This is a genomic window from Singulisphaera acidiphila DSM 18658, assembly GCF_000242455.2.
Taxonomy (GTDB): Bacteria; Planctomycetota; Planctomycetia; order Isosphaerales; family Isosphaeraceae; genus Singulisphaera; species Singulisphaera acidiphila.
The window spans coordinates 7,022,734-7,035,799 of sequence record NC_019892.1; the positions used below are offsets into that span (position 1 = coordinate 7,022,734).

Here is a 13,066-nt window from a genome sequence, read left to right on the forward strand (position 1 = left end):
CTGATGCAACGTTATTCTCCCCGCTCGTCGTTGCGTTCCCTTTGTGACACTGATCTGATCGTGTCGATTCCGCATCGTAGCTTGGCGGTCGGATCTGTTAAGCTACTTTGATGAATTCCGTCAAAGCCTTGGGAAATTGGCTGAGGAATCTGAACCGCGAGTTCCATGGCGATCCCCTTCTCTTGAGTCGGGAGAGCGCGGCGCTTCTCACGGTGAGCGTCCTCGATTTGCTCATGACTTACGTTCTGCTGCAGCAGGGGTTTCATTTCTACGAATCGAACCCGCTTGCTCGCTGGTTCTTCGTGCGCTGGAACATGGCGGGCATGGTCGCCTTCAAGTTTCTTCTGATCTCGTTGGCCATCGTGGTCTGCGAAGTCGTGGAGCGTCGTCGTCCCAGCCTTGGTCGGAAAGTCCTGGGGTTTGGAACCGTAGCGGCCAGCGCCGTGGTCGCGTACAGTCTGCTTCTTTTTTACCAGCATGTCGTGCTGGTCCCAGGTTAGAGCGGTTTCCTCTCGGGTCGATCCCAGGCGCGGGTGACTCGAAGATCCACCGCGTTCAAGGAGCGAATCGCGTGGGCCAGTCCATTGAAGATTTCACGATCGGCGTCGAGGAAGAGTACCAGATCGTCAACCCGGAGACTCGCGAGCTTCGGCAGCGTGCGCAGCGAATCCTGCTGAAGGCGCAAGAGACGGTCGGCGAGGATGTGACGAATGAACTCTTCCTGTCGCAGATTGAGATTGGCACGCCGGTCTGCAAGACCCTTGGGGAGGTTCGCGCCGAGTTGGTCCGGCTGCGGAGCGGAGTGATCCACGCGGCGCAACGCGAAGGGAGTCGGATCGTCGCAGCGGGGACCCATCCCTTTTCCCACTGGGAGAACCAGGCGATCACTCCCAAGCCGCGCTACTACGGCATCGCGGCCGACTTTCAGCAACTTGCCCGCGAGCAGATTATCTTCGGGTGCCATGTCCACGTCGGAATCTCCGATCGAGAGTTGGCGATCCAGGTGATGAACCGGGCTCGCCCTTGGTTGGCACCGTTGCTTGCCCTCACGGCCAATTCACCGTTCTGGCTGGGGATGGAGACGGGTTACTCGAGCTATCGGACCGAATTGTTTCAGCGGTTTCCGATGGTGGGGACTCCTCACGTCCTGGCGTCGCGCACTGAGTACGATGACCTGGTTTCCGCCCTGGTCGAGACGGGGAGTATCAGCGACGGGTCGAAGATCTACTGGGATATTCGTCCGTCATCGCACTTCGAGACGCTCGAGTTTCGCGTCACGGATGTTTGTGCTTCGATTGATGAAGCCGTCATGGTGGCCGGCCTCTGCCGCGCGTTGGCGCGAACATGTTACGCCCAGGCCGAGCGCGGATTGCCGATCGAACATGCTCGTCCCGAACTATTGCGGGCCGCGAAGTGGCGAGCTTCCCGCTACGGGCTCGACGGGGAACTCATCGATATCGACGCCCGGCTCGCCGTTCCGGCCGCTCAGTTGATCGAGAAGTTCCTGGAATTTCTTCGGCCCACGCTCGAGGAAGCCGGTGAGTGGGACGAGATCGATACACTCGTCCGTGAAACGCTCAAACGCGGAACGGGAGCCAAGCGTCAGCGCGACGTCTTCGCGCAACATGGCCGATTCGAGGATGTCGTCGATTTCCTCATCGACGAAACCGCGCGAGGCACTGCGCCCTGATCCGGGGGAATCCAAGGTCAGAGCAGATTCCTCCTCCTCAGCGGGCAAGGAGAACTGCACTTCGCGCCAAGAGCTTGGCACCCAGAACGAGGGCGCGCTCGTCGATATCGAAGTCAGGGGAGTGGAGGGGGGGCCAGCGATCGCCGTTGGCCACCCCGAGGCGGAGGAGACAGCCTGGTATCCGGGTGAGATATCCCGAGAAGTCCTCGGCCCCCATGCTGGGCAAGGGGATATCTTCGACCTGGTCGATTCCGACCACCTCTTCCGCCGCCTGACTGCAGAGGTCAGCGATGTGGGCGTCGTTGACGACCGCATCGGTTTCGATCCCGAACGAGAGATCGAGGAAACAGAGGGTCGCCTCGGCTACTCCCCTCGCAATCTGGGCTAACCGCTCGCGAACCTTGGCGGCCGAAGCGCGGCCGAGAGTTCGGATTGTCCCCCGGAGGTGAACTCGGTCGGGGATCACGTTCGAGTTGGTGCCACCCGCAATCGCTCCAAAGGAAACGACCACGGGGTCGCGGGAGTCGATCGACCTTGGCATTAACTGGTAGACCGCACTTACGAGTTGAGCCGAGGCGGCAATCGAGTCGTGCGTCAAGTGCGGCCGGGCGGCATGGCCGCCGACGCCGCGAACCGTGACGTCGAACTCCTGGCAGAAGGCCGTCATGACCCCCCGACGGAGGGCGACCCGTCCAACCTGAAGGTCCGGCGCCACATGAAGCGCGACAATCGACCGAACGCCTTCAATGGCTCCGGCCGAGACCATTTCCAATGCCCCTTCGCCCACTTCCTCGGCTGGCTGAAAGATCGCCCTCCAGGGCACAGGCCAGGGCAGCACCTTTTCGCAATGGTGAAGGGCGAATGAGGCCCCCAAGACCATGGTGGAATGAGCGTCGTGGCCACAGGCGTGCATCAGGCCGGCTCGCTCCGAGCGGTAAGCCACCTCTTTCCGATCCTGGATCCGGAGCGCGTCCATATCCGCCCGGATCGCTACGGCTTGGCCCTCCGCCGACAGCGAACTGCCGGCGATGATCCCTCGGCCCTCGAGCAGGATTTTGGAGGGCAACCCCGCCGTGCGAAGCTGATCGCCCAGGTATCGGGTCGTCTCGAACTCTTCTCGGCTCGGCTCCGGATGAGCGTGAAGGTGACGGCGGATTCCCAGCAGGCTCCCTGCGATCGCGTCGATGTGGTCGTCGATAGCCTCTCGCCAGTCGATCATCCCGATCAGGACTCCCCGCGATCGCCGTGCTCGCAACCGGTTATTCTGATTCCATCATAGCCATTGCTCCCCAGGCCCCGCCACTTGCAGACTGGCCGCCAGGAATCAACGGGCCCCCTCGAGAGGATCGAGCCAGGCCAATCTGGTGGCCGACTGCCCAGAGGGCTTTCGACGGGGTAGCGAACTCGTTGCCTGATCGTCGCCGGTAATGAGCTCTGCCGGAACGCTCGGTGCCTCTCCGATTGAAGGGGCGGTGAACGCTGAGGCGGACACGCTGGTCTGTTGGTGGGATGTGGTTGAGAGTGCCGTCAGGCTGTTCCCACCGAGCTTGCCGAGTTTTTTCAGGCTGGCGATCGGGGCCTGGAGCGGAATGTCGAAGTAGTTCGTCGCCCCGAAGTAGACCAGCCTCTGTGACTGGTCGATTGGGTTGAGGATCACCCATTGACCGTTGCTCGGCCGGAAGACGGCCATTTCGGTCCGGCCAACCCCGTCGTAGTCCCCCGGTACGGGGATATCGAACAGATTCGCTGCGCCGTAGCTTACAAAACGCTGAGTGTTGGTCAGGGGGTTGTAGATCGCCCAGGTCGCGGTACTTGGCCGAAACACGGCGAGTTGGGTGCGGCCGATCCCGTCGTAGTCACCAGGCACGGGAATATCGAACAAATCCGCTGCGCCGTAGTAGGCGACCCGCTGGGTGTTGGTGATCGGGTTGAAGATGATCCACTGGCCGGTGCTTGGGCGAAAGACGGCGGGTTGAGTTCGGCCGATCCCGTCGTAGTCACCAGGCACGGGAATATCGAATAGGTTGAGCCCCCCGAAATAGATCACCCGCTGGGTCTGGTTGATCGGATTGAGGATGATCCATTGGCCCGTCGATGGGCGGAAGACCGCCTGCTCGGTTCGGCCGATCCCGTCGTAGTCACCTGGGACGGGGATATCGAACAGGTTGGATGCGCCATAGGCACTGCCGCGTCCTCCCGTGTTATTCAGGATTGTCCACATCGCGTTCGAAGGGCGGAAGATCCCAACCTGGGTGAACCCGACGCCGTCGTAGTCCCCAATGGGATGGTTCCCGGGAGCGATGATGGTGACGACCGCCGTACTCGGGAAGCCGAGGGTCGCCGTCGCGCTCGGCGTTCCCAGAACCAGGTTGACCGTCTTGTTGCCATCGGGAATCTGGTCGTTGAGGATCGGGATGACGAACGATTGAACCGTCTGGCCAGGCGCAAAATTCAAGGTGCCACTGACGCTGGTGTAGTTGACTCCCGCAGTCGCCGTCCCGTTGCTGGTCGCATAAGCGACTGAAGCCGCCCCGCTGCCGCCGCTTCGCTGCACGGTCACGAGAAGGCTGCCACTTGTCTTGGAGACGGTATAGCTCGGTGCGCCGAACTGGAAGACGGACAGAATCGGAGGTTGAACGTTCCAGCCAATGTCCTTCAAGCCTGCATAATCGAGGCTGGTGAAGGTCCGTCTCAGACCGTTCTGAACGGTCGGGTCCATCAGGGCGTCTACCCCGTCCGACTTCGTTCCCGGGGCCCAGTGCTGGGAATGCGGGTCGAGCGGGACGGGTTGGCCTCCCCCAACCGCCATCGAGGCGGGACCGACGAATGTGCCGGCTGAGACAAAGGTGGACCAGGAGGGACTGGTGCCAACACCCAGGACGTGGCCGATTTCGTGCTCGGCGACCGTGCGGAAATCGGTCTGACTTCCGTTCAGCCCGTTCGTATCCTGGCCGTAGAACCAGTTCGTCGCGCCCGAGTTATCGAACGAGATCGAGCCGCCCCAGGGGCCGAAATCGGTGGGGTTGGCCGCGAGGGCACCCGCTTGGCCACGCGCGGAAACGAGTTCCAACCAGGTCTGGCTCCCCTGGGCACTGAATCCGCCGCTACTTCCTTCCGCAGCCTCCGACTCCGCCGGCAACGCCCGCCCACCGACGAAAATCACGATCGTATTCGTCGGAACGACCAGGTTGTTGATCGTCGAGAGCTGGCCGTTGCTCGGGTTGGGGAAATGGGCCATCCAACTGTTCGAGCCCGAGGCCTGGATTGCCAGCAGGTTGTCGTTCAAGACGCTACCGATACTGTTCGCCGCCGCTTCCATCACGTTCCGTTTGGCCGGCGTGTCGAAAAAATTCGAGGAATCATAAGTATAATCGATTTTGATGGTGAGGCTGAGCAGGGTTCGTTCCTCGAGCTCCCCCAATGTGGGAACGAGCCGCGAACGCTTCCGGAAGTCGGACGAACGGAGTGCTGACTTCCCGAGGGTCCGCAGGCGTCGAAAACAGGCTCGCATGGCTTACCCCAGCGAAAACAATGGTCGATGTAAGTCAAGAAGCCGTCGCCAAATTAGGTTGCCGTGTCGACAGGTCCGAAGAACGTTGTGCAGCCAGGCACGAGACGCGGTCGAAATGCATAAGGACACGAAACAACAAAAGGCGCGAGGAAACCCTCATGGCAACAACGTGGAGTTGCCCCCTCACCCGTTGGTGTCACGGGTGAGGGACTATGAATACTCTACGACACAAATGAGGGGGGCGACTGACTCCCTGCTCAGTTCATCGCAGGCTCCAACGGACCTGCGAGTTGATCGAGGAAGTAGAGCCGGCCCGGAAGCGTTGGCATGAAGGAGCTGGGGATCCAAGGAGTGGGCCCGTACCGCAAGGTCATCCAGAGGCTTAGCCCTTGCCACTGCATCCCTCGATCGAAGATGCCGTCAGCCCCTCCGATGATTCGGTCCGCTTGCAGAAACAGGCCGGGGCCGATCGTGTTGGCGAACGCGGGGACGAGTGTCGTCCGACTCTTGAAACTGGTCAGGGCGTTCTGTTCAATTGTCAATGGGTGAAGGAGTGCACCAATCCGATGGGTTTGCGCCTTCCATTCGTCGACGTTCGCATATTCCGCGGCGAAATGCGGTTCCCAGAACGCGATATGACAGACGCGGCCGATGCCGAAAATGACGATGAGCTCGGCCCCCTCCGCCTTCAGTTCGGCGATTCGGGCCGCGTAGTGGGGGAGCCGATCGGGCGTTGCAAACCAGCGCTGAGATTCGGGCACGGTTTTGGCACCGAGCGGTCCGTAGAACGCCGTCTGCATCGCGTTCTGGAACGCGCCCGGGTCGGTCGAGGGGAGGGTGGCCCCATGCCGGTCGCTCCACTCGTCCATGTTAAACCCATAAACATGGTCGCAGGAGACGTTCCACTCCTTGAGGAAGTAGACTGCCCAACGATACATTCCCATGGGGCCGACTGGCAGGATCAACGCAGCCTTGCGCCCTTCCTGACCGGTCCGCTGGATGGCGCGAGCGATCTCGTGACCGAGCATGACGTCGAAATCGGCCAGGGACGTGCAAGGGATCGGTTGGAAATCCGGATGCCACCAGGGTTGGCGCTCGCCGATGGCTTCGGGAGGATGGGAACAGCAAGCGTCGATCTTGGCGAGATCCCAGCCCTTGGGCAGGAACCCTTCCATCATGGAACCGGCGAAGGTCGTCAAGAGGTTCATAGGAGTGCTGCGTCCTCGTTTAGAGCGTGCCGAATTGCGGCAGATCCGATGGAGTGAGAACCGTCACTGGCAGGGCAGAGGCGTCCCAGGGGAGAGAGCATGATTCGCTGGGCGTTTCTCGATGTCGGCAATATCCTACTCGACGAAGATCCAATCGCATACCGTTGCACGCGTCTCCACTGGGAGGCCGTTCAGCGCGTTCAGCCCGACCTGACTTTCCTCGAGTTCATGGCGGCCCGCGAGGAGCGGTCAATCGAAGGGTTGCGCTGGCCGCTCTACGAAGTGGTCTCGGCCCTGATGGATGAGGCCGCCTGCGCTGAGGCCTGGAACGTGGCCGAACGCGAGATCCGAGGGCGATATCACGAGTTGTCCCCCGTGATCACCGGGGCGCGCGAGCTGGTCGACCGACTTGCGAGCCGATTCCAACTCGGTCTCATCGCGAATCAAGGACCGGAGTGTCGGACGCTGCTGGATGATCTACACCTGCTCGGTCGGTTCAAGGTCGTGACCTTGAGCGAGGAAGTTGGCCTCTTCAAACCCAACCCCGCGCTCTATCTTCGAGCCCTCGGAGACGCAGGCATTGATCCAAGCGAAGGCGTCATGATCGGAGACCGGCTCGATAACGACATCGAACCGGCTGCGACGCTCGGAATGGCAACGGTTTGGGCCCGTTGGGCGGAACGGAAAAACAAGGCGTGGCGCCCCAATGATCCGGATGCCTTGGCCTTTCGAGATTCTCTCGAGAGGAGTACCGCCCAATCGGCCGGACGTTATCGAGGGCCCCGACCTTCCCTGGTCGTCGATCACCTCGGGGAGATCGACTCAGAGACGGTCGCGAACCTCAGGAGCTAAAAGCAGAAACGATTTCTTCTGAGGCGAGCGGGGAGCTGATCACTCCCCGCTCGCCTTTGGGGCGAGCGAAAACGTCCCAGGCGAGCGGAGATGCAAAAGCGCTAGAATTCTAACGTCTGCGTTTCCTGATAAAATCGAGGTTCCATCAAGATGGGAATTTCGATTATGAAATCGCGATCACCACTTTTCCGGACAGGGTTCCGGCTTTTTCCAAGGTGTTCTGTTCGAGGAACTGCTCGGCTTGGGCTGCTTCGGCCAGGGGGAAAACCCGTCCGATCAGCGCTTTCAGCTGGCCGGCCTGGGTCCAACGGTTGATGTCCTCCGCGCAGCGTTGCTGTTCTTCGGCCGTGGCGTTGAACATGGCGAAGCCGAGCAACGAGCAATCGCGGGGATAGAACGAGCCGAGCGGTAACACCGGCATGGCGGCTCGACCTGCCATCAAGATCATCCGCCCACGTTTGCGGAGCAGGGGGATGGCAACTTCGAGGTTCGGTTCACGCTGGGTCTCGTACCAGACGTCGATGCCGTCGGAGGCGAACTCACGAAGTTGCGCGGGGATGTCGTCGGTCTTGTAGTTGAGAGCGAGATCCGCACCCAGCGACCGACAGAGTTCGAGTTTCTCGGGGCTGCCCGCCGAGGTGACCACGCGTGCGCCGGCGGTTTTGGCCATCTGGACGACCATCGATCCTACGCCGCCACTTCCGCCTGGAACATAGACTGTCTCACCCGATTGGAGTCGTCCGGTCCGGAACAGGCCAAGGTGTGCGGTCAACCCAACCAGGGCAAGGGCTGCGGCCTCTTGATCGGAGATGTTCGCGGGTGTGGGGTAGCACCACTCTTCGTCGATCACAGCGTATTCAGACGTGACCCCTTGCCGTCCGAACATGCCTTGGTTCGATCCCCAGACCCGGTCACCGACCCGAAATCGCTTCGAGCCGGGATCCGCATGCTCCACGGTCCCGGCGAAGTCGCTACCGAGGGTGTAGGGGAAAGAGAGGGGCATCGCGATCAGGCCGGACCGGATGTAGAGGTTGATCGGATTGAGCGCCGAAGCTCCGACCTTGATGAGCACCTGGCCAGGCCCCGGTTTGGGCTTGGGCAAATCGCCCACCTTGATCTCGTCGGTTGAACCGGTCTTCTCGATGAAGGCGGCGCGCATCGTAAAAAGACTCCTGGGAGAAGAAGGCTTGGGCCTCGATCGGCGTTGCGAATCGAATCGCTCACGGAGCGTTGCCGTTGAGGATCGGTCCTGCGCCGGAGGAACCCACTCGGTCGATGGAGCAACCGGCTGGGAGTTCGGCGAAGGCACATTCACGCGGATCGTTCGGCGATGGAACCCTTGCAGAGCTTGGCGACGAACTTCATGATAGCGGCCGGTGTCTGACGGGTGGAACCCCGTGCCGCCGTCTTGTTCGATAAGAGGAGCCGTTGCCGATGAGCGATCCCTCCACCGTACCGATGGCTGCAACCAACAATCCCCCGGCCGATCCGCCGTCATCAATGGAACGAAAGATCCACGACCACACCGAGGGGATCCAACTTGACGTCGGAGGAGAGGAAGGAGTCGACAGGCGGCTTGCCGAGATCGAGATGGAAGGGGAAGAGGTCGCCGCAGGTTGGAAACCTGCGCCACACCAACCTCTCTCGCCCGAAGTCCGCTTCCTCCACATCTCGCGAACCATCCATCAACTGATTACCGACCGAAATCGATCCGTCGGGATCTTCCTGGCCGTCGCATCGCTCTCATTCGCCGCATCGACCGCACTCTTGAACGCGCGGCCCGACGTTGTCCCGATCATTCCGCTGAAGACGCTCCAATACTGGTGTCTCCCAGTTACTTTCGGCACACTCGCCGTCATCGGCGTCTTCATGGGCTTGATTCTGGTGCGAACCCGGATCGGCCTGATCTATGAAGTCTCGAAGATGAACGCTCTGCTCGGTCTGCCTTCGGAACGAGTCAAGCGGGTCAATCCGTTTTCGATTTTCTTTCTCATGTACTTAATGGTCTGTCTCTGCGGCGCCGCCGCAGGAGGCCTGGCCGTGGGCATGTTGATGGTGAACCGCGTCCAGGTTGCCACTCCTCCAACGGCCGAGGGCGAGCTTGCCGCCATTGGCGACCCTGCGGCAACCCAGAGCCGGGCTCCGCTCCTGGCAGGTGCTGCGGTCGGGGTCGTTTACACGGCGGCCTTCCTGGCGATTTATTTCAGTATGGTCTTGAATGCCACCAGCGAGGAAAAACTTGTTAAAGCGAGAAGTTGAGTCTGAGCGACCTGATCGTCCTTACCTTTGCGTCTTCTGTGGCTCATCCATGGGCTCTCACCCCGCCTACGCCGACGCGGCCCAGCGCGTCGGCTCCGCCATCGCGACCCAGCGGATGGGCCTGGTCTACGGAGGCGGGCGGGTGGGCTTGATGGGTGTGGTGGCCGACGCGACCTTGGCCGGAGGCGGGCAAGTGGTGGGAGTGATCCCCGACCCGCTCGCAACCAAGGAAGTGGCTCACCGGGGCGTCACCGAACTGATCGTCGTGCCCGGGATGCACGAGCGTAAAGCCAAGATGGCCGAGCGCGCGGCCGGTTTCCTCACCCTGCCCGGGGGAGTGGGAACCCTGGAAGAATTCTTCGAGATCATCACCTGGGCCGTCCTTGGACTGCATCGAAAGCCGATCGGAATTCTCAACGTCGAAGGCTACTTCGACCCGCTCCTCACCTTTCTGGACAGCGCGATCGCTCAGGGTTTCGTCCGGCCCGCGCATCGAGAGCTCATGGTCGTCTCCGATGATCCTGAGGCGCTTGTCGCCAAGCTCCTCGATCATACGATGCCACCAAGGGAGCGCCAGTGGATCAAGCCTGATGAGAGCTAATTCGGTTGTCGTGCCTTGGATTGGGTCCCTCAGCGCTGAGGCTTGGGCGTTCCACCTGTGAGGGACACTCCTCCTTTGGTCAGGGAGAAGTGATAGAGAAAAATCCCAGCCGCCACGGCCACATTCAGCGATTCGGCATCCTGGCGCATTGGGATGGTGACTTGTCGCTGGCACTGGTGAATCCAGTGGGGGTCGAGGCCTTCGCTCTCGCTCCCCATGAAGAGCGCAAGCCGTTCCGGGCGTGGCACCGATTCGAACGGCTCGGCGCGTGGGTCGACCACGGTGGCCATCAACTCGAATCCCCAATCCGAACGGAGCCGATTCAACTCGGTATCCAGATCCTCCCGAACGATCACGGGCAGGCGGAGCGAGGTGCCCATCGACACGCGGAGCACCCGGCGCGAGAGGGGGTCCGGACAGGAGCCGCCGACAAGCACTGCATCGACGCCGAATACGTCGCCGATCCGAACGATGGTCCCCAGATTCTCAGGGTTGTTCAACTCCGGACAGACGACGATCGTCGAGCGCTCCGCCCGTCCCACGAGATCCGCCAGGTCGGGCCAGGGGCGTCGATAGCCGCAGGCGAGCACCCCACGGTGGAAGTTGAAGCCGACAATGACACTGATCAAGTCGGGAGAGACGACGTAGAAGGGAATGTCGGAGGGGATGATGGCCTCGACCCGAGGCGCGTGCCGCTCGGTCGCCAGGACGGACGCCAGCGGGAAAACACTCTCGACCAACCGTTCGAGAAGTTTCTCCCCCTCGACGACGAATTGATCGTCGTCGCGTGTCTGGTTCGTGCGTTTAAGGTGGCGGTACTTCGCGATCCGAGGATCGTCGAGGTTGTCGATCAAAACCTGGGGCATTCCGGAAACTTCCTTAGAGAGATCAAGCCCAGGCGGCCTTCAAGGCCGCGGCGGCGTATTGAATCGCGGTCTTACCTTGATCCATGATTCCGGCCATCTGGAAGAAGCCGTGGATCATTCCGTCGAATCGTCTGGACTCAACCGGGACCGAAGCGGCCCGCAAGCGAGCGGCGTACGCTTCGCCTTCGTCACGAAGTGGGTCGAACTCCGCCGTGATCACGCAGGCGGGCGGGAGTCCGCGCACGCTCTTGGCCCTGAGAATCGAGACCAGAGGGTGTTCTCCCTCTTCGGGACGAACGAGATATTGGCGCATGAACCATTGAATTTCGGAGCGAGTCAACATGAAACCTTTGGCGAACTCTCGGTGCGACGGGGTGTCGAGAGCCGCGTCCGTCGCCGGATAGATGAGGAGTTGGAAGGCAAGAGAAGGGCCGCCGCGATCGCGCGCGAGCATGGTCACCGCGGCGGCGAGATTCCCCCCCGCGCTGTCGCCGCCCACGGCGATCTTGGCCGGATCGATCTGGAAGTCGGCAGCATGCTCGGCAACGTATCGTGTGGCCAGGAAGCAGTCTTCAACGGGGATTGGAAACTTGTGTTCCGGCGCAAGGCGGTAGGCAACCGAGATTACCGTGCAGGCGGCTGCGTTGGCCAGTTGACGACACGGGGCGTCGACCGTGTCCAGGCTGCCGACAACCCACCCACCACCATGAAAGTAAACGAGCGCGGGCCTGGGGCCGCTTCTCTTGTCGGCGGGCGTGTAAATTCGGACCGTGAGATTGCCTGGAATCGGCCGGTCCTCAACGCTGGCGACTTCCTCACGAGGCCCGGCCAACGGGATCGTCGTCGCGAACGCGGCCCGCGCCAGCGGGAGCGGCAATCGTTCCAGGCTTGGCATTCGCGACTTGCGCAAGCTCTCGAGGAATTCTTTGGCCTGTGGGTCGAGAGGCATCAGGCCGTACTCCCCGAGAGTGATCGTTTGAATTTTGTGGAGTCGATCAAGAGGGGCCAGAGATCCCGGCGGAATCAAAGGTCGCCATCTCGCGGAGGAGATCGGCAGCCGAAGCGATCAGCGGCAGTGCGAGCACGGCGCCTGTCCCTTCGCCCAGGCGAAGGCCAAGGTCCAGGAGCGGTGTGATCCCGATCTCCGCCAGGGCAATGCGATGCCCTGGTTCCGGGCCGACGTGGGAGGCGACGAGAAAGCCTTTGATCGAAGGGCAGAGCCGGACGGCGATCAGACCGGCCACGGTACTGATCAGTCCGTCGAGCACGACCAAGGCGCGGTTTCGGGCCGCGCCGAGGGCGAGGCCGGCCAACCCTAGGATCTCGAATCCTCCGAGGCGGGACAGCAAATCCCAAACATCGACAAACTTCGGACCGTGGATCGCGAGAGCCTCATCAATCACTCGGCATTTTCTCAAGTATCCCTCGTCGTCCAGGCCGGTGCCCCGACCGACGACGCGATCGACGGGCGATTTGGTCAAGGCAGCCAGGAGCGCCGAAGAGGAGGTCGTGTTGCCGATCCCCATTTCCCCTAGCGCAACGACTCGATACCCATCGTGCCCCGTCCATTGCTCAGCGAGTTGGAGCCCAACCCGCACCGATTGAAACGCCTGCTCGCGTGTCATCGCGGGTTCGAGCAAGAAGTTCCTGGTTCCCGAGGCGATTGGGTGAGCTTCCAGTTGGTCGTGGCCCACCAGATCTTTAGGAAGCGAAGCGACACCCAGATTGACGACTCGTATCGCCGCCCCGGCCCTACGTGCCAGGACGTTGACGGCCGCCCCTCCGTGGAGGTAGTTGGCGACCATCTGGCCCGTGACTTCGGAGGGATAGGCGCTCACGCCACTGGCAGCCACGCCATGGTCGGCGGCGAAGACTGCGACCAGCGAGGGCTCGCCGACCGGCCTGTCCGTGCGCTGAAGTGAGGCGAGTTGCCGGCCCAACTCAAGGAGTCGGCCGAGGCTACCCGGCGGCATTGTCAGACATGATTGTCGTGACGCCGCGCGGGCAGCCCAGTCGAGGTCAGGCTGGCCGATCGCATCGACCGCCTGAAGGATTTCAACAGGGACAGATCCCACAGTA

At 61.7% G+C, this 13,066-nt stretch carries 12 protein-coding genes; 5 read left to right on the forward strand and 7 right to left on the reverse strand.

All coding sequences use genetic code 11. The annotated features are described in order from the left end of the window. Window positions 1-110: 110 nt before the first annotated feature. Entirely contained in the window at window positions 111-500 is a 390-nt protein-coding gene (locus SINAC_RS27525) for a DUF5658 family protein (RefSeq protein WP_015248840.1), read from the forward strand. 71 nt (window positions 501-571) lie between these two features. Next, window positions 572-1,690 (forward strand): carboxylate-amine ligase, encoded by a 1,119-nt coding sequence (locus SINAC_RS27530; protein WP_015248841.1) that lies wholly within the window; start codon window positions 572-574, stop codon window positions 1,688-1,690. Window positions 1,691-1,727: 37 nt separating this feature from the next. Here SINAC_RS27530 and SINAC_RS27535 read toward each other — a convergent pair whose 3' ends face one another. From SINAC_RS27535 to SINAC_RS27545, 3 genes are all read right to left on the reverse strand, one after another. Further along, window positions 1,728-2,909: a M20 metallopeptidase family protein gene (locus tag SINAC_RS27535; RefSeq protein WP_015248842.1), complete on the reverse strand. Its 1,182-nt coding sequence runs from the start codon at window positions 2,907-2,909 to the stop codon at window positions 1,728-1,730. Window positions 2,910-3,014: 105 nt separating this feature from the next. Further along, window positions 3,015-5,201, reverse strand: coding sequence for a Calx-beta domain-containing protein (locus tag SINAC_RS38230; RefSeq protein WP_015248843.1), 2,187 nt, complete (start codon window positions 5,199-5,201; stop codon window positions 3,015-3,017). A gap of 257 nt (window positions 5,202-5,458) precedes the next feature. Further along, on the reverse strand, window positions 5,459-6,409 hold the full coding sequence (locus SINAC_RS27545; protein ID WP_015248844.1) for a sugar phosphate isomerase family: 951 nt from the start codon (window positions 6,407-6,409) through the stop codon (window positions 5,459-5,461). A 99-nt stretch (window positions 6,410-6,508) separates the two neighbouring features. Between SINAC_RS27545 and SINAC_RS27550 the strand changes: the two genes are divergently transcribed. Beyond that, entirely contained in the window at window positions 6,509-7,261 is a 753-nt protein-coding gene (locus SINAC_RS27550; RefSeq protein ID WP_015248845.1) for an HAD family hydrolase, read from the forward strand. A gap of 163 nt (window positions 7,262-7,424) precedes the next feature. Here SINAC_RS27550 and SINAC_RS27555 read toward each other — a convergent pair whose 3' ends face one another. Next, complete coding sequence (locus SINAC_RS27555) at window positions 7,425-8,420, reverse strand: NADPH:quinone reductase (protein ID WP_015248846.1); 996 nt, start codon at window positions 8,418-8,420, stop codon at window positions 7,425-7,427. 275 nt (window positions 8,421-8,695) lie between these two features. On the opposite strand from SINAC_RS27555, the gene SINAC_RS27560 reads away from it, so the two are divergent. Together SINAC_RS27560 and SINAC_RS27565 are read left to right on the forward strand one after the other, a co-directional pair. After that, a complete protein-coding gene (locus tag SINAC_RS27560) occupies window positions 8,696-9,520 on the forward strand; it encodes a hypothetical protein (RefSeq protein ID WP_015248847.1) in 825 nt (274 codons plus the stop codon). 49 nt (window positions 9,521-9,569) lie between these two features. Continuing rightward, window positions 9,570-10,121 carry an LOG family protein gene (locus SINAC_RS27565; RefSeq protein WP_020466891.1) on the forward strand — a complete coding sequence of 184 codons (552 nt, stop codon included), beginning with the start codon at window positions 9,570-9,572 and terminating at the stop codon, window positions 10,119-10,121. A 29-nt stretch (window positions 10,122-10,150) separates the two neighbouring features. On the opposite strand, the gene SINAC_RS27570 is transcribed toward SINAC_RS27565, so the two are convergent. The 3 genes from SINAC_RS27570 to cobT are packed head-to-tail and all read right to left on the reverse strand — an operon-like array spanning window position 10,151 to window position 13,062. Then, window positions 10,151-10,987 carry a TrmH family RNA methyltransferase gene (locus SINAC_RS27570; RefSeq protein ID WP_015248849.1) on the reverse strand — a complete coding sequence of 279 codons (837 nt, stop codon included), beginning with the start codon at window positions 10,985-10,987 and terminating at the stop codon, window positions 10,151-10,153. A 22-nt stretch (window positions 10,988-11,009) separates the two neighbouring features. Then, window positions 11,010-11,936, reverse strand: a complete 927-nt coding sequence (locus tag SINAC_RS27575) for an alpha/beta hydrolase (protein ID WP_015248850.1) — start codon at window positions 11,934-11,936, stop codon at window positions 11,010-11,012. Window positions 11,937-11,982: 46 nt separating this feature from the next. Beyond that, complete coding sequence (gene cobT / locus SINAC_RS27580; protein WP_015248851.1) at window positions 11,983-13,062, reverse strand: nicotinate-nucleotide--dimethylbenzimidazole phosphoribosyltransferase; 1,080 nt, start codon at window positions 13,060-13,062, stop codon at window positions 11,983-11,985. Window positions 13,063-13,066: the final 4 nt, after the last annotated feature.

Excerpts from the sequence above, each read along its gene's own strand:
- SINAC_RS27525 (WP_015248840.1), top strand. The coding sequence starts at position 111 with ATGAATTCCGTCAAAGCCTTGGGAAATTGGCTGAGGAATCTGAACCGC.
- SINAC_RS27535 (WP_015248842.1), bottom strand. The coding sequence starts at position 2,909 with ATGATCGACTGGCGAGAGGCTATCGACGACCACATCGACGCGATCGCA.
- SINAC_RS38230 (WP_015248843.1), bottom strand. The coding sequence starts at position 5,201 with ATGCGAGCCTGTTTTCGACGCCTGCGGACCCTCGGGAAGTCAGCACTC.
- SINAC_RS27545 (WP_015248844.1), bottom strand. The coding sequence starts at position 6,409 with ATGAACCTCTTGACGACCTTCGCCGGTTCCATGATGGAAGGGTTCCTG.
- SINAC_RS27550 (WP_015248845.1), top strand. The coding sequence starts at position 6,509 with ATGATTCGCTGGGCGTTTCTCGATGTCGGCAATATCCTACTCGACGAA.
- SINAC_RS27555 (WP_015248846.1), bottom strand. The coding sequence starts at position 8,420 with ATGCGCGCCGCCTTCATCGAGAAGACCGGTTCAACCGACGAGATCAAG.
- SINAC_RS27560 (WP_015248847.1), top strand. The coding sequence starts at position 8,696 with ATGAGCGATCCCTCCACCGTACCGATGGCTGCAACCAACAATCCCCCG.
- SINAC_RS27565 (WP_020466891.1), top strand. The coding sequence starts at position 9,570 with ATGGGCTCTCACCCCGCCTACGCCGACGCGGCCCAGCGCGTCGGCTCC.
- SINAC_RS27570 (WP_015248849.1), bottom strand. The coding sequence starts at position 10,987 with ATGCCCCAGGTTTTGATCGACAACCTCGACGATCCTCGGATCGCGAAG.
- SINAC_RS27575 (WP_015248850.1), bottom strand. The coding sequence starts at position 11,936 with ATGCCTCTCGACCCACAGGCCAAAGAATTCCTCGAGAGCTTGCGCAAG.